The organism is Pseudomonas sp. HLT2-19-2 (assembly GCF_054898005.1).
This window is the reverse complement of record NZ_CM142712.1, coordinates 1,383,143-1,404,799: the sequence shown is the minus strand read 5'-3', so window position 1 is coordinate 1,404,799 and position 21,657 is coordinate 1,383,143. Positions and strand designations below refer to the sequence as shown.

At 58.7% G+C, this 21,657-nt stretch carries 15 protein-coding genes; 5 read left to right on the top strand and 10 right to left on the bottom strand.

Features of this window, described 5'->3' with window-relative positions; genetic code table 11:
• Positions 1–11 precede the first annotated feature (11 nt).
• The 3 genes from ACYZTU_RS06515 to treP form a co-directional block, all read right to left on the bottom strand.
• Positions 12–1,235: a carbohydrate porin gene (locus ACYZTU_RS06515; protein ID WP_461968836.1), complete on the bottom strand. Its 1,224-nt coding sequence runs from the start codon at positions 1,233–1,235 to the stop codon at positions 12–14.
• Positions 1,236–1,342: 107 nt separating this feature from the next.
• The gene (gene treC, locus ACYZTU_RS06510) at positions 1,343–2,989 is read right to left on the bottom strand and encodes an alpha,alpha-phosphotrehalase (RefSeq protein WP_461968834.1); all 1,647 of its coding nucleotides are present in this window, start codon (positions 2,987–2,989) and stop codon (positions 1,343–1,345) included.
• 34 nt (positions 2,990–3,023) lie between these two features.
• Positions 3,024–4,466, bottom strand: a complete 1,443-nt coding sequence (gene treP, locus ACYZTU_RS06505) for a PTS system trehalose-specific EIIBC component (protein ID WP_461968832.1) — start codon at positions 4,464–4,466, stop codon at positions 3,024–3,026.
• A gap of 236 nt (positions 4,467–4,702) precedes the next feature.
• Between treP and treR the strand changes: the two genes are divergently transcribed.
• On the top strand, positions 4,703–5,407 hold the full coding sequence (gene treR, locus ACYZTU_RS06500) for a trehalose operon repressor (RefSeq protein ID WP_461968831.1): 705 nt from the start codon (positions 4,703–4,705) through the stop codon (positions 5,405–5,407).
• A 99-nt stretch (positions 5,408–5,506) separates the two neighbouring features.
• The gene (locus tag ACYZTU_RS06495) at positions 5,507–10,069 is read left to right on the top strand and encodes a membrane-targeted effector domain-containing toxin (RefSeq protein WP_461968829.1); all 4,563 of its coding nucleotides are present in this window, start codon (positions 5,507–5,509) and stop codon (positions 10,067–10,069) included.
• A 73-nt stretch (positions 10,070–10,142) separates the two neighbouring features.
• Here ACYZTU_RS06495 and guaA read toward each other — a convergent pair whose 3' ends face one another.
• From guaA to ACYZTU_RS06475, 4 genes are all read right to left on the bottom strand, one after another.
• Positions 10,143–11,720, bottom strand: a complete 1,578-nt coding sequence (guaA, locus tag ACYZTU_RS06490) for a glutamine-hydrolyzing GMP synthase (protein ID WP_461968827.1) — start codon at positions 11,718–11,720, stop codon at positions 10,143–10,145.
• A 99-nt stretch (positions 11,721–11,819) separates the two neighbouring features.
• The gene (guaB, locus tag ACYZTU_RS06485) at positions 11,820–13,289 is read right to left on the bottom strand and encodes an IMP dehydrogenase (protein ID WP_053123503.1); all 1,470 of its coding nucleotides are present in this window, start codon (positions 13,287–13,289) and stop codon (positions 11,820–11,822) included.
• Between the two features lie 117 nt (positions 13,290–13,406).
• Positions 13,407–13,955, bottom strand: a complete 549-nt coding sequence (locus ACYZTU_RS06480) for a sugar ABC transporter ATPase (protein WP_282375273.1) — start codon at positions 13,953–13,955, stop codon at positions 13,407–13,409.
• A 60-nt stretch (positions 13,956–14,015) separates the two neighbouring features.
• Positions 14,016–14,783, bottom strand: coding sequence for a sulfite exporter TauE/SafE family protein (locus tag ACYZTU_RS06475; protein ID WP_461970980.1), 768 nt, complete (start codon positions 14,781–14,783; stop codon positions 14,016–14,018).
• Between the two features lie 94 nt (positions 14,784–14,877).
• Between ACYZTU_RS06475 and xseA the strand changes: the two genes are divergently transcribed.
• Together xseA and ACYZTU_RS06465 are read left to right on the top strand one after the other, a co-directional pair.
• The gene (xseA, locus tag ACYZTU_RS06470; RefSeq protein ID WP_461968825.1) at positions 14,878–16,257 is read left to right on the top strand and encodes an exodeoxyribonuclease VII large subunit; all 1,380 of its coding nucleotides are present in this window, start codon (positions 14,878–14,880) and stop codon (positions 16,255–16,257) included.
• 3 nt (positions 16,258–16,260) lie between these two features.
• Positions 16,261–17,082: a peptidoglycan DD-metalloendopeptidase family protein gene (locus ACYZTU_RS06465; RefSeq protein WP_461968823.1), complete on the top strand. Its 822-nt coding sequence runs from the start codon at positions 16,261–16,263 to the stop codon at positions 17,080–17,082.
• Between the two features lie 118 nt (positions 17,083–17,200).
• On the opposite strand, the gene ACYZTU_RS06460 is transcribed toward ACYZTU_RS06465, so the two are convergent.
• Positions 17,201–17,680, bottom strand: a complete 480-nt coding sequence (locus ACYZTU_RS06460) for a hypothetical protein (protein ID WP_461968821.1) — start codon at positions 17,678–17,680, stop codon at positions 17,201–17,203.
• A 271-nt stretch (positions 17,681–17,951) separates the two neighbouring features.
• Between ACYZTU_RS06460 and leuA the strand changes: the two genes are divergently transcribed.
• A complete protein-coding gene (leuA, locus tag ACYZTU_RS06455; protein WP_461968819.1) occupies positions 17,952–19,631 on the top strand; it encodes a 2-isopropylmalate synthase in 1,680 nt (559 codons plus the stop codon).
• Between the two features lie 87 nt (positions 19,632–19,718).
• Here the strand turns inward: leuA and ACYZTU_RS06450 are convergent, their stop codons facing one another.
• The gene (locus ACYZTU_RS06450) at positions 19,719–20,510 is read right to left on the bottom strand and encodes an amidohydrolase (RefSeq protein ID WP_461968818.1); all 792 of its coding nucleotides are present in this window, start codon (positions 20,508–20,510) and stop codon (positions 19,719–19,721) included.
• A complete protein-coding gene (locus ACYZTU_RS06445; protein ID WP_461968816.1) occupies positions 20,498–21,646 on the bottom strand; it encodes a pyridoxal phosphate-dependent aminotransferase in 1,149 nt (382 codons plus the stop codon). The genes ACYZTU_RS06450 and ACYZTU_RS06445 overlap by 13 nt, the downstream gene beginning before the upstream one ends.
• Positions 21,647–21,657: the final 11 nt, after the last annotated feature.

The following is a 21,657-nucleotide window of genomic DNA, read 5'->3' as shown; positions in this document are numbered from 1 at the left end:
GACAGCATCGCTTATTTCCACCAGTACTCGACCTGCAATCCGACGTTCGCACCGTGGCGCGCCGTGCCGAAGGCGCCGGTGTCGGACAACGCCGAGCCCGCCGCCAGTTCATTGGCGGCCCGTTTGGCCACCTCGTTCCAGCTCGCATAGGTGTAATACAGACGCACCTCGGGGCGTTCCCAGAACTCAGGGCCCTTGGGTGACCAGGTCGGGGCGAAAGTGAATTTGCTCAGCTTGCGCGTCCCGCCTGGGGCCTCAACCTGATCGTGGCCCAGTTCGGTCACCAGTTTGAACTGCTCGGTGATCGCATAAGCCGGGCGAACACCCAGGGAAATCCAGTTCTGATCGGTACCGTCCGGTCGAACGTCTTTCTGGTAAACCGCCTCGACTTGCCCGCCAAATCGCGGCGTCACTTGCCAGTCGAAGAATTCCACCACCCGGTAACTTTTGTTGCTGTCGTCGAGCTTCACGTTACCGGTATAGCCCAACCCGGTGCCGGGACCTTCGCCGTACTGGAAGGCCAGTTTGTTCTTGCCGCCCAGAAAACCTTTCTGCACATGCTGAGTGGTGATCACCCAGCCACGATGAGCGTCGCGACTGTCGGGCTTGTCGATGTAGCTCAGGCCGAACTCCAGCGCACCGCCGGGGTTGGTATTGAATCCGGCAACGTTGAAATCGTGTCGGTTGATGTAGTCCTTCTGGTACAGGTTGTCCTTGCGCGAGAAGGCGTAGCTGTATTTCAGATCGCCGATCAGCACATCTTCGATACCGCCGCCGGTGGCGCTTTGGTTCCAGTAGTAGAAGTCGGAAATATGGATGTCGTTCCGCTTGTAGTAACGCCGACCGGCCCACAGCGAACCGCCGTTGAGGCCGGGCATGTTCGACCATTGCGCGTAAAGCTGCGGCAGGCGGACCGAGCCGTTGTCACCGTTGAAGGTCAGGTCCTTATCGTACTGGTTGTACAACGAAGCCATGCCGTCGACGCTGAATACCGAACCGTCATCCAGCGTGTACAAGTCCTGTCGCAGCTCCAGCTCCCCGTATTGCTCGCATTCGTTGCCCAACCGATATTTCGTCTGCGCGCCAGGCAGCTGGAAGCACGACTGTGAACTGCTGTTGACCGAGGTGCCGACGCCGCTACGCAAGTACCCCCCGAATTCCAGGGCTTGTGACGACAGTGGCAACGCCAGGCATACGGTTGCGGCCGCAAGACTGCGATTTATTGTTGTTTTCAAGAGCTACCCCATTATTTTTATTGTGTGCAGCGGCAAAATCGGCGCGCAAAAATCCCCCGCGCAGCGTTCTGCGTGTTTTTTTAAGTCGGTGTTTTTTTTGCGGTCGGTCAGTCGGTCATATGCAGCACGAATGACTCAAAAGGCCGTAAGAGGACCTGCCGATTTCGCGCCGGACAGTCCGGGTAATTGCTGATGACCAGACGTTGGTCCATCGCTTCGCTGATCACTTCATCCGGCAACATGAATTCGCATGGCGTGCCGTAGAAGTTGTTCAGCACCAGCAACCGTTCGCCACTGCCCTCACGCACGTACGCCCAGATTTGTGTGTGCTCCGGCAACAACTGCCGATAGACACCATCGGACATCAGCGCCTCAGTGCGACGCAGCGCGATCAACTGTCGGTAGTGATGCAACACGGAATCCGGGTCGTCGAGTTGGTGGGCGACATTAATTTGCACCGCGTTGGCCGGCAGCCCGATCCATGGCTCGACCGCACTGAAACCGGCGTTCGGCTCGGCGTTCCAGTGCATGGGCGTGCGGCCGTTGTCCCGGGACTTCTGCATGATCGCCGCCATGTTGTCGGCGTCACTCGCACCGGCCTCGCGCTTGAGCCGGAAGATGTTCAGCGTCTCGACATCGCGGTACTGATCGATGTGATCGAAGCCCGGATTGGTCATGCCCAGTTCCTCGCCCTGGTACACGAACGGCGTGCCCTGCAGAAAATGCAGCGCCGTGCCGAGCATCTTCGCCGAGAGCACCCGATACTCGCCGTCATGGCCAAACCGCGAGACCACCCGTGGCTGGTCGTGGTTACACCAGAACAGCGCGTTCCAGCCGCCGCCGGCCTGCATGCCGGTTTGCCAATCGGAGAGGATGCGTTTGAGTTCGAGGAAGTCGAAGTCGGCGCGGATCCATTTCTGCAGGTTCGGGTAATCGACCTTCAGGTGATGGAAGTTGAAGGTCATCGACAGTTCTTTCGATTCGGGCCGCGAGTAACGAATGCAATGCTCAAGACTGGTGGACGACATCTCGCCGACGTTGATCAGGTCATGACCCTCGAACACTTCACGGTGCATCTGCTGCAAATATTCGTGGACATTCGGGCCGTCGGTGTAGAAACGTCGACCGTCGGTGTTGTCCTCGGGGAAGTCCGCCGGTTTGGAGATCAGGTTGATCACGTCCAGGCGGAACCCGCCTATGCCCTTGTCGCGCCAGAAGCGCATCATCTTGAACACTTCGACGCGCACCTTGGGGTTGTCCCAGTTCAGGTCGGCCTGTGTGTGATCGAACAGGTGCAGGAAGTACTGACCGGTCTGCGCCTCGTATTCCCAGGCCGAACCGCCGAACTTGGATTCCCAGTTGTTCGGCTGATCGCGCCAGATGTAGAAATCGCGGTAAGGATTGTCGAGGCTGCTGCGGGCCTGCTGGAACCAGGTGTGCTCAATGGACGTGTGGTTGACCACGATATCGAGCATCAGCTTGATCCCGCGCTTGCCGGCCTCGGCGATCAGCAATTCGCAATCGGCCATGGTCCCGTAGCTTGGGTCGATGGCGTAGTAATCGCTGATGTCGTAACCGTTGTCGCGCTGGGGCGAACGCAGGAACGGCGTGATCCACAGGCAATCGACACCCAACCAATGCAGGTAATCGAGCTTGGCCACAACACCGAGCAAATCACCCGTGGGGTTGCCGGCGTGGCTGTGAAAACTCTTCGGGTAGATCTGGTAGATCACCGAACGTTGCCAGTCTTGCATGGCGGACTCCTTCAACAAATTGATGTGGCGCCCCTCAGGCGACCCGATACCCAGGTCGAACAATCTTCATGCTCAACCCGCAGGTCAGAACAAACGGCACGACCATGGCAATGATCATCCCGATCACGAACATCGGAATGAACTGCGGAATGATCGAAATAAAACCGGGCAAGCCGCCGACGCCGATGGCCGAGGCCTGGACCTTGTTCAGCGACAGGAAGATGCAGCCCAGGGCCGAGCCGATCAGGGCCGCGTAGAACGGGAATTTGTAGCGCAGGTTGACCCCGAACATGGCCGGCTCGGTGATGCCGAAGTACGCAGAAATCGCCGAGGTCGAGGCCATGCTTTTATCCCGCACGTTACGGGTCATGTAGAACACCGCCAGTGCTGCGCTGCCTTGGGCGAGGTTGGACATGACAATCATCGGCCAGATGAACGTGCCGCCCTGGGTGGAGATAAGCTGCAAGTCGACCGCAAGAAACATGTGGTGCATGCCGGTGATCACCAGCGGCGCGTAGAGCAAACCGAAAATCGCACCGCCGACCATCGGTGCCAGGTCGAACAGCATGACCACGCCTTCGGTGATGAGAACCCCCAGATGCCGGGTCACCGGGCCAATCACCGCCAGCGCCAACACGCCGGTGACGACGATGGTGGTGATCGGCACCACCAGCAATTGCACCGCGTTCGGCACCCGCGCCCGCAGCCATTTTTCGATGACGCTCATCACGTAGGCCGCCATCAGGATTGGCAGGATCTGCCCTTGGTAACCCACCTTCTCGATCTGGAACAACCCGAGGATGTCGAAGTACGGCAGGCTCTGGCCGTCGAGGCCCGCAACTGCCTTGCCGTAGTTCCAGGCGTTGAGCAGATCGGGGTGAACGAGCATCAAGCCGAGCACGATGCCGAGGATTTCGCTGCCGCCAAACCGTTTGGCTGCCGACCAGCCCACCAGCGCCGGCAGGAACACGAACGAAGTGTTGGCCATGAGGTTGATCAGGCTCCAGAGCCCGTCAAGCTTAGGGTAGGCGTCCAGCAGGGTCTTTCCCTCGATGAACATGCCTTTGGCACCGATCAGGTTGTTGATACCCATCAGCAGGCCGGCAATGATCAGCGCCGGGAGGATGGGCATGAAGACGTCGGAAAACACCCGCACCAGACGCTGAATGGCGTTGATCTTGTCGGCGCTTTTTTGTTTGACGTCGGCGATGGTTGAAGCCGCGAGACCGGTTTGACGGCGCAGTTCTGCGTAGACCTTTTCGACTTCACCAGGGCCGATAACGACCTGGAACAGGCCGCCGGTGAAGAACGAGCCTTTGACCAGATCGATCTGGTTCAAGGTGCCGCTGTTGACCAGGTTCGGGTCCTTGAGGGCCAGGCGCAGCCGTGTGACGCAGTGCGCGGCCTGCTCGAGATTGTCGCTGCCACCGAGGCTGTGCAGCAGCTCAGAGGCGATATTCGGATAGTCGTGGCTCATGCTTGTTCTTCCGCTGTAGTTTTTTGTTATTGGCAGCACGCCGTAGCGAAAAGTACTCGTCTGTACGAGTTAAAGCAACAACTCGTACAGACGAGTTTGATTTTGTTTATTCTGAGCCCGACCGGCGGCGACATTTCCTACCTTTGAAGTCGACGAAACCCAAAGCCGCATGGACAAACCCCTACCCTGCCCTTAAGGTTCGAAACCTTGAGCACATCGCGGCACAGAGCCATCCCATGAGTAAATACAACCAGATCTACAGCGATCTGCTTGCCAGCATCACGACCGAACGTCTGGAACGCGGCGCACGATTGCCCTCCGAAACCGAACTGATGGACAGCTATCAGGCCAGTCGCGGCACTGTGCGCAAGGCTATCGAACAACTCCAGGAGCGCGGTTTCGCCCAGAAAGTCCACGGCAAAGGCACCTTCGTACTGTCGACCAACCCGATCGAATTTCAGCTCGGCGGTATCGTCAGCTTCCAGGAAACCTACCCGCGACTGGGCAACGACGTCAGCACCGAGGTGGTCGAATTCACCCAGATCCCCCTCGAAGGCCCGCTGCTCGAACACATCAAGGCTGAAAAAGGCAGCCTGATCACGCGAATCAAGCGCGTGAGGCGGATCGACGGCAAACGGGTGATCCTCGACATCAACCATTTCGTCATCGACGTGATTCCCGGCCTGTCCCGCGACATCGCCGAGCACTCGATCTACGCCTTCATCGAGCAGACTCTGCAACTGCAAATTGCCTACGCCCAGCGCACCATTGAAGCGGTGCCCCGCAGCAAGGACGACCAACAACATCTGGACCTCGACGGTCAGAGCCATGTGATCGTGGTCAGCAATCAAACTTTCCTGCAGGACGGCCGCCAGTTCGAATTCACCGAATCGCGGCATACCCTGGACAAGTTCTACTTTTCGGACGTGGCCCGGCGGTGACACTACACGGTACCGAATCGCATATGGGCATAACTATGTAGTGCACATTCCTTGAGTGAACGGCTCATCCTCGACGCCCATTTCTCAAGGATAGAGAGCATGAGCCCGACCCAACCCCGTCCACTGCCCAATGCCGCCGACAAGGCCGCACTCAAGTCGATTGTCACCACCGTTATCCAAACGTGCCCCAGTCTGCAAGACACGGCCCACGAAGTTGCCAGTGACCTGTTGAAAAAATACGGCATCGTCGGCCTCGATCCGGATCGGGTGTACCTCCATCGCTTCACGGCGGCCCAAAGCAGCTCGAAAGCCTTCACCGGTTGGGAGCATGTCGATGACACGCCGACCTCCTCCGTGACCCTGACACAGTTGGTGATCCACCGCTTCCGCGCCACCGACCAGGACAACGCTGACTTGCTCGACCTGTACGCGGGCTTCTATAGCGTCGCCCCGAATGCCGGAACCTTCGATGAAACCAACGAAGTGCGCCTGCATGGCAACGAGGTACTGAAAGACTTCTGGAACATCGATTTCAGTTCGCTCTATCGCCAGCGACTGAGCGAATTCTGGAATAACAGTTCCAACGACTTCCGCACGTTGGCCAAATGCAACTTCCTGATTAACGCCGTGCAGGCACGGGACAAACGCCAGCTGAGCGACGACGATTTCAATCTCGCGGTAAATGCCGTCATGGGGCCGATCACCTGGCCGATCAGCCTGCAACAGTTGCAATCGGAACACCCCGATACGCACCTGCGCGTCTGCGCCCTGGACATCGATGGCTACGTCGCTACCAATATTCTGCGGATCGTCGCCCCCAAAGGTCGACAGATCGTTTACCTGCCCGGCGAATCCAATGCCTTCCAGGTGCTGGAAACCATCACAGACATGCACTTCTGGATGTTTCAAAGGATGAACACAGAGGGCGCACCTCAGACTTTCATGACCCACTTCTCCCTGGCCGATCGGCAGAAGATCGCCGAAAACCTCACCGATATCATGAATCGGTTGGTCAGTACGTGGGGCAAGTACGACCATCATATGATCAACCAGAAAAACCAGGTCGTTCAGGGTGATGCATTCAGTTGGTTGCGCGACGCCACCAAAGAGGCAATGTTCGCCGAGGCCGAGCTGTCGTTGACCTCCAATGGCGATCTGCGCAAAAAACTCTGGATCGGTTACCTCAGCGCCGGCATCAAAGTGTTCGGTCCGATGGCTGTCGTCGGCTGGCCAATCGCACTGCCCGTGGTCGGCGCCAGCATTGCCAACATGGGCTTGAACATCGACCAGGCGGTCAATGCAAAAACTGCCGAAGAGCGCAAGGCCGGCATCCTGGGCGCTGTACTCAGTGGCATTGATTTGCTGTTCAACCTGCTCGTCCTGAAAGGCCCCGGTACGCTGGCAGAAGTCGGCACCGAGGTCGACGCTGCCGAAGCGGCGGAAATGACCGACCTGATTGAGTCGACGCAATCGGCCAAGGGGACTGGCCCGGCGACCGACCTCGAGGTTGCGGAACCACGCACTACGCCGTCAAGCGCGAAGGTGCCAAAGGCTTGGGTAATCGATGAGCCACTCAGCGAAGATGCTCTGAAGCATGAACCGGGTAAATTTCAAGGCACCTACCGGCTCGCGTCCAATCCTTCAAGGGCAATCAAACTCAACGACACAGCCTATAACGTGCGCTTTGAAAACGATCCCAACGGGCGTGGTCATTGGGCAATCATCGATCCGGCCAACCCTGATGCCTTTACAGGGTCAATTCCCGTACGGTTGAGCGAAGGAAAATGGGAGATAGTTCCCAGGTTGGGTCTGAGGGGTGGCATGGAAGTGCTGCCCTTTGCTGCCGGTGGTGCGACAACTGAAACTGTCGTCGAGGAATGGGCGCGATTGCCCGGCATTCATGTCCCCGGGCTGGAAGCCTCTGAAATGAGGGAATTGGCACTCGGAGGGGCAGACTTGCGCGGTGGCGAAACAGACGCGTTGCGCGAGTTCGAATGGGCTCACCGAGAACCTCGCACAATCCTGGTTCGCGACGCCAGGGCTTGGTACGAACTTCATCCACCGGCTCCCCGAATGCCGTTATCGGCCGCCCAGTTGATCGAAACACCGGCCGAGCTGCTTGATTCGGCATTCGCGAATACGCAGGGGCTGATCATCGGCGAACGCTACGGGAGTATCGGCAGCAAACAGTTCCTGATCGAAAACATGCCCGCCCTCGCACAACGCGGAGTGAAGACATTGTATTTGCAGGAATTACTGGCAAACCTTAATCAGCTTGATCTGGACGCCTTCGCACGAACCGGCGAAATGCCTGAAGAGCTGGAAAATTACCTGAAGAAACTCGACATCAAAGCGGGCAATGATCCCGATGGCAAATTCAATCTGCTGGCGCTGGTAAAAGCCGCCAATGCCCAGCGTATCCGGGTTCAAGCCATCGATATGTCGATGACCTACAACATCGGGAGAGATCCTTTTTCCCGGCCGCCTGATGACCAGATGGCGCGTAGTTTTTTCGCCAGCGAAGTCATCCACGCCAATGAAAATTTCAAGGGGCCGGCGAAATGGGTAGCCTTGGTCAATCAGGAAAACATGACGACCTTCCGAGGCTATCGGGGCATCAGCGAACAGACTGACGCGCTGAGCATTCGTATCGACGACGTGACGCCGGGTCAAGCACAACCCATCAGCGTCGACCCGGGACTCGCGGTGGAGTATGCGGATTATCCGGGCTCGCCCGTCGATGAGGTGGCAGGATTGACCGATCCCGACAGCGTCCAGGCGCTGATCAAAGGCGACTGGCGCGTGCAGATGCAAACCCCGTGGGCCTACAGATCCTCGCAGGAGTTGAGATCGCTGTTACCGGAACCGGGGATGTTTACCTTTCAGCGTTACAGAAGCAGCGTTTTGGTGGTTTATCGCAACGCCAATCATCAAATGGCCGACAGCGTCATCCGCTCGACACCTGGTGGCAGGCTCAATCTTGATACCCCTTTGGCGCCTGCCTACGAGTCCATGACTGTGGATAACCTCAATGCACTCAAACAGCGATTGATCGCCAGGGGCATGAGGCCAATGGGCTGGTCTGAATGGGCTGACGAACTCGCCCCCACCCTGCCGCAGACTCCACAAGGCCCCACGGTGCCGGACAACTGGCAAGCCAACGAACTGCTCGAGGGACTGACACCCGTCAGCGAAACCGGAAACTACCAAGGCATCTACCGACTCGATTCCGACCCATCCACCGCCATCATGATGAATGACACCGCGTACTACGTGCGCTTCGAGGGCGATATCGGGGGCGACGGACACTGGGTCATTATCAATCCCGAGTTTCCCAACCGGTTCCCCGGAACGATCCCCGTACGCCTGAACGCGCGGGGTGAATGGGAAACCATGCCACGCAGCGGCCTCAAGGGCGGCGGAAAGACGCCTGAGTTTACAGTGCCGCCAGCGGCAGGTCTGCCCGCCTCGCCCTATGAGGTTCCACCGACGCAGAGAGCGGCCCTGAAGGCGGGCGCCGACGGGCATGAAACCTATGCGCTGCGAGATGAGTACGACAGCGTCAGGGAAAATGATCCCTTCCGGGATTTCAAAGCCAGCAGAAAACGCCTTTATCGGGATGCGGTGCGGTTTTACGACAATCCCGAACTGCCCCCGCGACCGCCCATTCCGCAACTCGCCCCCGATGCCTCGGCGCAAGAAATCATCGAGGCTTCCCTGGAACATGCGCGGGGACTGGTCATTGGCGAAAGCCATAGCGATATCGGCAGCAAGCAATTCCTGATCAACAACATGGAACTGCTGGCCCGAAACAAGGTGAAGACGCTTTACATGGAACATTTGCTGACCGACTTTCACCAAGCGGATCTGGATACCTTTGCCGAAACCCAAGTGTTATCCGCAGAGCTTGAGAAATACCTGAAAAATCTCGACATCGGCCACATGAGCGATCCCCTTCGCCGCTACACGTTTCTCGCGCTGGTCAAACAGGCGGGCAAGTACGGCATCCGGGTTCAGGCACTCGACTCCATGGCGAGTTACCGGATCGACGGCCTGGTGGTGCGCGACACGCAAGGTCAGACCATTGCCGACGGGGTGCGCCAGAAAATGATGAACTACTTCGCCAGAACCATCATCCGTTCCGATCAGGCGGTGCGAGGTGCTCACAAGTGGGTGGCGCTGGTGGGCAACACCCACTCCAACAGCTACAAGGGGATTGCCGGTATCAGCGAACTGGAGGAAGCCATCGGGCTGCGCACTGAGGATGTTGCTGAAGGCAGCGCAACCGGTATTGATATCGATCCGGGGGCAAGCATGCTTATCGAAAACACTCCGGGCAGTGCAAGTGCCACGGTAAAGGGCGACTTGCGGCTGCGAGTGGCAGTCCCCTGGATGTCACAAACGATGCCCGAAATCGAGCAATTGCTGTCACGTGCGGGAATGTACACCCTGAAGCGGGATCCGCTCTCGACCTATGTAGTGCACCGCAGTCGCACGAATGAACTGGTATTCACCCGCATCAATGCTGATGGAGACCAGTTCTATCTCGAACGTGCGCAGTGGGTTTCAGTGAGTGGCAAGCGCTATGGCAGCATCAAAGAACTGTTACGGGCACTCGACGCTACGGGCATGAGGCTGGCGGGCTGGTCGAAACCACTGTAATCGGCAAAAAAAAACCGTGTGAAATCGAATTCACACGGTTTTTTTAGCTCAAGCCATCACGGCCTGCGTGGGATCATTCCCACTCAATGGTCGCTGGCGGCTTGCTCGACACGTCGTACGTGACGCGGGAGATGTCTTCGATTTCATTGATGATGCGGCCGCTGACGGTTTCCAGCAGGTCGTAAGGCAGGTGAGCCCAACGCGCAGTCATGAAGTCGATGGTTTCCACGGCACGCAGAGCAACGACCCAGGCGTAGCGACGGCCATCGCCAACGACGCCAACCGATTTCACCGGCTGGAACACCACGAATGCCTGGCTGACCTTGTGGTACCAGTCAGCTTTACGTAGTTCTTCGATGAAAATGTGGTCGGCACGACGCAGCAGGTCGGCGTATTCCTTCTTCACTTCACCGAGGATCCGCACGCCCAAGCCCGGTCCCGGGAACGGGTGACGGTAAACCATGTCGTACGGCAGGCCGAGTTCCAGGCCCAGACGACGGACTTCGTCCTTGAATAGCTCGCGCAGGGGCTCGATCAGCTTGAGGTTCATTTCTTCCGGCAGGCCACCCACGTTGTGGTGCGACTTGATCACGTGGGCCTTGCCGCTCTTGGCGCCAGCCGACTCGATCACATCGGGGTAGATGGTGCCTTGGGCGAGGTACTTGATGTTGTCCAGTTTGTTGGACTGGGCATCGAATACGTCGATGAACGTACGGCCGATGATCTTGCGCTTCTTCTCAGGGTCCGACTCGCCTGCCAGGTTATCGAGGAACTGGTCGGCAGCATTGGCGCGGATCACTTTGACGCCCATGTTCTCGGCGAACATGGCCATCACTTGCTCGCCTTCGTGCAGACGCAGCAGGCCGTTGTCGACGAAGACGCAGGTCAGCTGGTCGCCAATGGCTTTGTGCAGGAGCGCGGCAACTACCGAGGAATCAACGCCGCCGGACAGGCCGAGCAATACGTTGTCGGTACCGACCTGGGCGCGAATGTTGGCGATGGCGTCTTCAGCGATTTTCGAAGGCGTCCACAGGGCTTCGCAGCCGCAGATGTCGAGGATGAAGCGCGACAGGATGCGACCGCCCTGCTTGGTGTGAGTCACTTCCGGGTGGAACTGCACGCCGTAGTAGCCGCGAGCGTCGTCGAACATACCGGCAATCGGGCAGCTCGGGGTGCTGGCCAGGATGTGGAATTCCTGCGGCATCTTGGTGACTTTGTCACCATGGCTCATCCACACGTCGAGGCCGAACAGGCCGTCGGCGTCGATGTGGTCTTCGATGCCGTCGAGCAGGCGGCTCTTGCCGACCACGTCGACACGGGCGTAACCGAACTCACGCAGCTCGGAACCTTCCACCTTGCCGCCCAGTTGCTCGGCCATGGTCTGCATGCCATAGCAGATACCGAAGACCGGTACGCCCAGGTCAAACACGGCTTGCGGTGCGCGCGGGCTGTCGGCGACGTGTACGGACTCGGGGCCGCCAGCGAGGATGATCCCTTTCGGCGCGAATTCGCGAATCGCTTCGTCATCCATGTCGAACGGATGCAGTTCGCAGTACACGCCGATTTCACGCACGCGGCGGGCAATCAGCTGAGTGTACTGGGAACCGAAGTCGAGGATCAGGATGCGGTGAGCGTGAATGTCGAGGGCCATGATTCAGTCTCGTCTAAGTAATTCAGAAACAGTCGTGATTCAGAAACAACTCGGGGCTGAATAAAACAGCCCCGGTTACTTAACTTATTGCTGGAAGCCTCAACCTACGCGGTAGTTTGGCGCTTCTTTGGTGATTTGTACGTCGTGAACGTGGGACTCGGCCATGCCGGCACCGGTGATCCGCACGAACTCTGGCTTGGTGCGCATTTCTTCGATGTCGGCGCTGCCGGTGTAACCCATCGAGGAACGCAGGCCGCCCATCAGTTGATGGATGATGGCGCTCAAGGTGCCCTTGTAAGGAACACGCCCTTCAATACCTTCTGGAACCAGTTTCTCAGCGCCTGCCGAGGAGTCCTGGAAGTAACGGTCGGAAGAGCCTTGAGCCTGGGACATGGCGCCCAGCGAACCCATGCCGCGGTAAGCCTTGTACGAACGACCCTGGAACAATTCGATCTCGCCTGGCGCTTCTTCAGTACCGGCGAACATCGAGCCCATCATCACGCAGGAAGCACCGGCAACGATGGCCTTGGACAGGTCACCGGAGAAACGGATGCCGCCGTCGGCGATCAACGGAACTCCAGTGCCTTCAAGGGCAGCGGCGACGTTGGCGATGGCACTGATTTGCGGGACGCCGACACCGGCAACGATACGGGTGGTGCAGATCGAGCCAGGGCCGATACCGACCTTGACCGCATCGGCGCCTGCTTCGGCCAAAGCCTTGGCGGCAGCGCCGGTGGCGATGTTGCCGCCGATGACCTGCACCTCAGGGAAGTTCTGCTTGACCCAGCGAACGCGGTCGATCACACCTTTGGAATGACCGTGAGCGGTGTCGACCACCACCACGTCAACGCCGGCATTGACCAGGGCAGCGACGCGATCACCGGTGTCTTTACCGGTACCGACTGCAGCGCCAACACGCAGACGACCTTGATCGTCCTTGCTGGCCAGCGGGTAAGCCTTGGCTTTTTCGATGTCGTTGACGGTCATCATGCCTTTGAGGGCAAATTTGTCGTCGACGATCAGCACGCGTTCGATGCGGTTTTTGTGCAGCAACTCGCGGACGTCGTTCTTGTCGGCGCCTTCCTTGACCGTGACCAGACGCTCTTTAGGCGTCATCACTTCACGGACAGTGGCTTCCAGACGGTTTTCGAAGCGCACGTCACGGGAAGTGACGATACCGACCAGGTCGCCATCGTGCAGCACGGGAACGCCGGAAATGTTGTGCAGGCGGGTCAGTTCGAACAGTTCACGAACCGTGGCGTCAGCCTCGATGGTGATCGGGTCCTTGACCACGCCGGCTTCGTAACGCTTGACCTTGCGCACTTCGGCAGCTTGCTGCTCGATGGTCATGTTCTTGTGGATGATGCCGATGCCACCTTCCTGAGCCATGGCGATTGCCAGACGGGCTTCAGTGACGGTGTCCATGGCGGCAGAAACCAGAGGAATATTCAGCTCGATGCCACGGGTTAGGCGGGTCTTGAGACTGACTTCGTTAGGAAGCACCTCGGAATAACCGGGCACTAGGAGAATGTCGTCGAATGTCAGAGCTTCTTGGCTGATACGCAGCATCGCGGGGGCTCCCGAGCGGGAAAATGGAAGCGCGCCATTATAGTCAGACACCCCCTCGGGTTCAATGCAAAACTCTGTCTATTATTAGCATTACTGATATACGGGGATTGGCGCTTCCTACAGTTCGACTTTCACCCAACTGACAGGCTGATCAAGCCAATCGGCAAACTCGTCGATAAAGCTCTGCTTGAACCCGGCCTCTGCCCAATTGTTGAAGATAAAACCCAGGTTGGAAAACCCGCATTCCTGCAGGAAAAGAAAGCCGTTGATGTCATCTTCATGCCCGCATTCCGGACAGGTGAAGTTATCGGTGCGCCCCGGCATCCATTCTTCCAGGCTGTCGAACAGCGCTTCGCCGACTTCCTTGCGGCACTCGGCGCAGCCCGCCTCTTCAAGGAAACCCTTGGCCGGCGTATAGATGCAGCGCTTGGTGATGATCTCCAGGCCATTGATCGGTTCGCCGAACGGCAGCGCTTCAGGATGCAGCACTACAGCGCGGGCACCGTCGCCGATGGCATGAGCCATGCGGTTGCCGGTGCGGCCGCAGGTGGTCAGCTCTTCCTTGATGATGTTCTTGCGCACCAGCCAACGCACGACCGCCCGAGCCCGGGGTTCGTGCACCGGCAGTGTGGAGATTTTCGGGACGATGATGCTTTGCGAATTCATGGTGCGGCCTGCTGCAACGCTTTAACGAAGCCCGGCAGCATAAGCACCCGGCTTCAGAGGTCAAGTACTCAAATAACGCCCGATCAACGCAATTCCACTGGCCAGCACCAACCAAGTCACCAGCCGCACGAACGCCTCGCGGGACAATCTCATGGTCAACCGCCGACCGATCCACAGACCTAGTGCCATGGCCGGCAACAAACACAGCGCCAATATCAACAAGGGTAGCTCGGCATACACACCTGCGATGGCGAACAGGCTCAAACGCACCACGGTGCTGCAACTGATCAGCGCACTTTGGGTCGCCCGCGCCGCCTCTTTGGGTAACCGACTGTTCAAATAGATCGCATATAAAAAGCCGCCACTGCCAAACAATGCCCCGAACATCCCGCCTACCGTGCCAATCGGCACTGCCCAGCCGGCGGACAATTGTGTCGGACGGGTTTTGACCCACAAGCTGTAAATCGCGTAAGTGCTGATAAACAGCCCCATCAACAGCAACAACACATCGGATTTTAGATTCAGTAGAAAAATAACCCCTAGCGTGCAGCCCACCGCCATGCACGGCAGCAGCCGCAACAACTCAGGCTTCGCCACATCCCGTCGCGAAGGCAGCAGATTGCCGAACGCCGCGACGAAATCCAGCAGCACCAACAGCGGCACGATCTTCGACAGCGGCATGAACAGGATCAGAATCGGCCCCGCCACCAACGCGGTGCCGAAACCGGCAATACCGAACACGATGTAGGCCAGGGCGATGCCCAACCCGATCATCAGCCAATCCGTAGCGCCGAATGGCCATTGGTTCAACAACTCAAGCACGCTCATCTCCTCAGTCACTCCCAAATCCCTAGCGCTGAATCCTAGGGGATTTCTTTTGACTCATGGAGATTGATCGTCGAATGCCTTTAAACTGCGCCCCATGATTAAAGATCCCTTTGCAAGACTCGGCCTGGACCGTGAAGTCCTGACTGTCAGCCAGCTCAACGGCCGCGCGCGGGTGTTGCTCGAAGACGTGTTCAGCAACATCTGGGTCGAAGGCGAAATCTCCAACCTCGCCCGTCCGGCGTCCGGCCATGTGTATTTCACCCTCAAGGACAGCGGCGCCCAAGTGCGTTGCGCACTGTTCCGGCAGAACGCGGCGCGGGTGCGTCAGGCGTTGAAGGATGGCCTGGCGGTCAAGGTCCGCGGCAAGGTTTCGCTGTTCGAGGGCCGCGGCGACTATCAGTTGATCCTCGATACCGTGGAGCCGGCCGGTGACGGTGCGCTGCGTCTGGCCTTCGATGCGTTGAAGGAAAAACTCAGCGCCGAAGGCCTGTTCAGTGCCGAGCGCAAAGTACCGCTGCCGGCGCATCCGCAACGCATCGGCATCATCAGCTCGCCCACCGGCGCGGTGATCCGCGACATCATCAGCGTATTCCGCCGCCGCGCGCCGCAAGTGCAGCTGACGCTGATCCCCACTGCCGTGCAGGGCCGCGAAGCCACCGCGCAGATTGTCCGCGCACTGAAACTGGCGGACGCCCGCGGTTTCGACGCGCTGATTCTGGCCCGTGGTGGCGGTTCGCTGGAAGACCTCTGGTGCTTCAACGAAGAAGCCGTGGCCCGCGCCGTGGATGCTTGCGTGACGCCAATTGTCAGCGCCGTCGGCCATGAAACCGACGTGTCGATCAGCGACTTCGTGGCCGACGTTCGCGCCCCGACGCCTTCCGCCGCCGCCGAACTGCTCGCGCCGGATTCCAGCGATCTGGTCCGTCGGGTCGAAAGCCTGCATCGTCGCCTAGTGATGCGCATCCGCGACCGTTTGATGCGTGATCGACTGCGCCTGGAAGGCATGTCTCGTCGCCTTCGTCATCCCGGCGAACGTCTGCGCCAGCAAGCGCAACGCCTTGATGACCTGGACATGCGCATGCGCCGCGCGTTCGAACGCAGCCTCAATACCCGCCGCGAACGCTTGATCCGTCTGGAAACCCGCCTCGCCGGGCAACATCCCGGTCGGCAACTGGCGATGCTTCGTCAGCGCCTCGACAACTTTGCCGAACGCCTGCCCCGCGCCATGCGCGAAGGTCTGAAATCCCGTCGCCTGCAACTGCAAAGCCAGATGCAGACGCTGCATGTGGTCAGCCCTCTTGCAACCCTGGCCCGTGGCTACAGCATTCTGTTGGATGAACGCGGCAACGCAATTCGCAGCGCCGAGCAAACCCACACGGGTCAGCGCCTGAAAGCCAAACTCGGCAACGGCGAGCTGCAAGTGCGGGTCGAAGACAATCACCTGACGCCTGTCACCCTTTCTTTACTGGATTGATCCATGCCGCGTTTTTTAGCTCCGCTGCTGTTGCTCTGCCTGACCTTCAACGCCCACGCCGACAGTTACATCACCCGTCTGTTGAACAAACCGGTGCCGGGCGGCGTTGCCGTAGTGGATCTGGGCGCCGCTGCGCAGGCGCCGAAAGCCAGTTATCAAGGCAAACCGGTATTGGTGGTCAAGGAACAGAACAATTGGCTGGCGATTGTTGGCGTACCGCTGACGGTTACACCGGGCACGCAGCAGGTCAGTAGCGGCGGTCGTAATCTGAGTTTCACGGTCGGCAGCAAGAAATACCCGGAACAGCACATCACCCTGAAGAACACGCAGCAGGTCAATCCGAACCCGGAGAATCTCAAGCGTATCGAAGGCGAACTGGCCGAGCAGATTCAGGCCTACCGCACCTTCAGCCCGAACACCCCGAGCAACCTGCTGCTGGACAAACCGGTCAACGGGCCGCTGTCGAGCAAGTTCGGCGTGCGCCGCTTCTTTAATGGTGAGGAGCGCAATCCGCATGCAGGGCTCGACTTCGCCGTGCCTGCCGGCACGCCGATCAAGACGCCAGCCGCTGGCAAAGTGATCCTGATCGGTAACTACTTTTTTAACGGCAACACGGTGTTCGTCGATCACGGGCAGGGCTTTATCAGCATGTTCTGCCACATGTCGAAAATCGACGTGAAGGTTGGCCAGCCATTGGCCCGTGGTGGAGTGGTCGGGAAAGTCGGTTCCACCGGGCGCGCGACCGGGCCGCATATGCACTGGAACGTCAGCCTGAATGATGCACGGGTTGATCCAGCCATCTTTATAGGTGCATTTCAGCCTTAGTTGTTGCGTATGGCTACTGGCCTCTTCGCGGGCAAGCCTCGCTCCTACGGATATGGGTCGTACCCAAATCGTGTTGACGGAAAGGCTCAGGGCGTGAAGGCGATCTCAAGGATGCGGCTTATTCAGCCTCCAGATCCTCAATCCCGTGGATTTCCCTGTGCGCCAGACACTCTTTGATCCAGGCCTGAGTGTCCTCCGAGAAGCCGGTCAATTCCTCAGACGTAATCAACTCTCGGGCACACAGCCCAAGCAAGTGAGAGCGGGCCTCATGTCGTGAGAACCTGAAAACACCAAACGCCCAATACAGCTCTTTTTGCCCGGCCTTCAGCAGTTCTTCGCTGGCTTCTATCCGCTCATAAGGCACCAGACTTTTATCCAGCACCGTACGCTCGACCTCCTCCATGATGCGGATACACATGCGCTCATGGGCCAACGGACGCAACGCGCTATAAAGCTTCCAATCTGACTCGTTCATCACCGACTCCTGCCTGCCAGTAGTCCTTGGGGAGGCTTTAAGAATAGCTGCGCTGACCGAGCCGCAGCCGCCAACTTTCAATTGCGCATCGTTCAAACCTCGCGCAAAGATAAAAACAATCACCACCCTTCACCGCAATAAAATCTCGATAAAGAAGACTTTTAGAGGATTCCTCTCAATTTTTTTCGACCGCTTGCCATCCTTCACCCTCGCGGTTAGGGTTGAAGACATGAAAACCTCTCACACCCTCATCCAGCTTCGCCAGCACCGCAGCCTGTGCCTTGTCAGTGCACGACTGCCGGGCTGAAGCGGTGCCTCGCCCTTCGCTTTCCCCAAGAACATTTGATCCACCGGCAGGCCGCCTTTTTTCGGCCCACACAATAAGGATTTCCCGATGAGCATGCTCAAAGACCCGTCTTCGAAATACCGCGCGTTCCCGACCATCGACATCCCGGACCGCACCTGGCCGTCGAAGACCATTACCGCCGCGCCGATCTGGTGCAGCTCCGACCTTCGTGACGGTAACCAGTCGCTGATCGAGCCAATGGACGCGGTCAAGAAGCTGCGTTTCTGGAAAACCCTGGTGCAGGTCGGCGTGAAAGAAATCGAAGCGTCGTTCCCGGCGGCTTCGCAAACCGACTTCGACTTCGTGCGTACCCTGATCGAAGGCAACCACATCCCGGACGACACCACTATTCAGGTGCTGACCCAGGGCCGTGAAGATTTGATCGAGCGCACCTTCGAATCCCTGCGCGGGGCGAAGAAAGCCATCGTTCACCTGTACAACGCCACCTCCCCTTCTTTCCGCCGCATTGTCTTCAATCAGGACAAGGAAGGGGTCAAGGCCATCGCCGTGAACGCGGCCAAGCTGTTCGTCAAGTACGCCGCGCAGCAGCCAAACACCGAGTGGACCTTCGAATACTCGCCAGAAACCTTCAGCGCTACCGAGATCGAGTTCGCCAAAGAAGTCTGCGACGCGGTGATCGAAGTCTGGAACCCGACGCCTGAGCACAAGGTGATCCTCAACCTGCCCGCCACCGTCGAATGCGCGACCCCGAACATCTATGCCGACCAGATCGAATGGTTCGGCCGTCACATCAACCGTCGTGACAGCGTGATCATCAGCCTGCACACTCACAACGACCGTGGCACTGGCGTTGCCGCTACCGAGTTGGGCCTGATGGCCGGCGCCGACCGTGTCGAAGGCTGCCTGTTCGGCAACGGCGAGCGCACCGGTAACGTCGACCTGGTGACCGTGGCCCTGAACCTCTACACCCAGGGCATTCACCCTGAGCTGGACTTCTCCGACATCGACGGCGTGCGTAAAATCGTCGAAGAATGCAACCAGATCCAAGTGCACCCACGTCACCCGTACGTCGGAGACCTGGTTCACACTGCGTTCTCCGGCTCCCACCAGGACGCCATCCGCAAGGGCTTCGCCCAGCAGAAACCGGACGCGCTGTGGGAAGTACCGTACTTGCCGATCGACCCGGCCGATATCGGCCGCAGCTACGAGGCGGTGATCCGCGTCAACAGCCAGTCGGGCAAGGGCGGTATCGCTTACCTGCTGGAACAGGAATACGGCATCAGCTTGCCGCGTCGCATGCAGATCGAGTTCAGCCAGGTGGTGCAGCGTGAAACCGATCGCCTTGGCCTGGAGATGACCGCCAAGCAGATCCACGCGTTGCTGCACAGCGAGTACTTGCAGGCCAACACCCCGTACGCGCTGGTCAGCCATCGCCTGCAGGAAGAGAACGGTCATAGCGCCGTGGAAGTGGAAGTCTCAAGCAAAGGTCAGGGTGAAACCAACCTGCACTGGCGTGGCAAGGGCAACGGTGCCCTGGAAGCGTTGGTGGCCGGTCTGCCGATTCCGGTTGAAATCATGGACTACAACGAACACGCCATTGGTTCGGGCACCAATGCCAAGGCTGCGGCCTACATTGAACTGCGCGTGAACGGTGAACGTGCGGTGCATGGCGTCGGTATCGATGAAAACATCACCACCGCCAGCTTCAAGGCCCTGTTCAGCGCACTGAACCGCTCGCTGAGCCAGCCGGAAGCGAAAGCGGCGTAAGCCTTCGCTGAAATGCAAAAGGCCCCGGGGTGAGAACCTCGGGGCCTTTTTGTAGATCGTTCCCACGCTCTGCGTGGGAATGATCGGTTACGTGAACTCGAACGTATCGGCATCCAGATTCGCCGGAAAACGTGTCCGGTAAGCTGCCAGTTCCGCCGCATCCAAAACCACCTTGAACACCCCATCCGCTTCGCCTGCGCTGAGCAGTATCTCACCCTGAAAGTCCAGTACCTGACTGTCGCCGGTATACGCAAAGCCTTTACCGTCAGTGCCGATCCGATTCACCGCCGCCACGTAGCAGAGGTTTTCGATCGCCCGCGCTGGCAGCAAACGGTTCCAGTGCTGACGCCGTGCACCCGGCCAGTTGGCGGTGTACAGCAACAGATCGGTGTCCTGAGAATCACGGCTCCAGACCGGGAAGCGCAGGTCGTAGCAAATCAGTGGCCGCACTCGCCAGCCCTTGAGCTCGAACTGCACCTGGCGCTCGCCGGGGGTGTAGTGATTGTGTTCACCGGCCATGCGAAACAGATGGCGCTTGTCGTAGTGCCACACCTCCCCGTCCGGCCGCGCCCACAACAGGCGATTGCGATGGCTGCCGTCAGCCGCCTGGACGATCACGCTGCCGGTGATCACCGCATCCAGTTTCGCTGCCTGAACCCGCAGCCATTTGCTGGTCGGACCATTTTCCGGCTCGGCGAGCGTTTCCGACTCCATGGAAAAACCGGTGGTGAACATCTCCGGCAGAATGATCAGATCAGCGCCGCGAGCCTGTTCCAGCAACTGCTCGAAATGCTCCAGATTGGCCTGACGATCATGCCAGGCCAAGGTGGTCTGGATCAGTGCAATGTTCAGATTGGGTAGCGCGCTCAGATCACGCATAGTTTTTCCGCTGCTTCACGCAGGGTCTCCTCACGTTTGGCGAAGCACAGGCGCACCAGGCGCTGGCCCTTGGGCGGTGTCTGGTAGAACACCGAGATCGGGATGCTCGCCACGCCATGCTCGCGGGTCATCCACAACGCCATCTCGACATCGTCGAGGTCCGGACGGATCTGCGAGTAATCGACTAACTGGAAATAAGTACCGGCCACTCGGGTGAAGCTGAAGCGTGACGGCGTCAGCAGATCGCAGAACAGGTCGCGTTTGGCCTGATAGAACGCCGGCAGTTCCTCGACGTGTTCCGGGTGCTCGGCCATGTAGTCAGCCAAGGCATATTGCAGCGGCGTCACGCCGCAGAAACTGACGTATTGGTGAACCTTGCACAGCTCGGCGGTGAGAGCCGGCGGCGCGACCACGTAGCCGGTTTTCCAGCCAGTGACGTGGTATGTCTTGCCGAAAGAACTGACTACGAAGGCGCGTTGATACAGCTCTTCGTGATTCAGCACGCTGATGTGAGGCACGCCGTCGAAGACCAGGTGTTCGTAGACTTCGTCGCTGACGATGTAGATGTCACGATCGCGAATCAACGCCGCCAACTGATCTAGCTCGGCACGACTGATCAGCGCGCCACTTGGGTTATGCGGAGAGTTGAGAACGATCATCCGCGTGCGCGGCGTAATCGCTTCGGCAAGCTTCTGGAAGTCGATGGCAAAGTCATTCAAACCGAGTTGCACATGGACGCAACGACCTCCGGCCAGCTCAACCGAGGGTTCATAACTGTCGTAGGCCGGATCGAAGACAATCACTTCGTCACCGCTGTGGATAACCGCCTGAATCGCACAGAAGATCGCCTGGGTTGCGCCGGGAGTGACGGTCACTTCATGGTCGGCATCCACATTGACGCCGTAGCTGCGGGCGATCTTCATCGAAATCTGCTGGCGCAGCGCCGGCAGTCCCGTCATCGGTGAATATTGGTTGTGGCCACTGGCAATATGCCGACCGACCGCATCACACAGGGCTTGCGGGGCATCGAAATCGGGAAAACCCTGGGACAGATTCAGCGCCCCGGTTTGCGCCGCGAGCTGAGACATCTGAGTGAAGATAGTGATGCCGACATTCGGCAGCTTACTGGTGATCATCGTTGATTCCC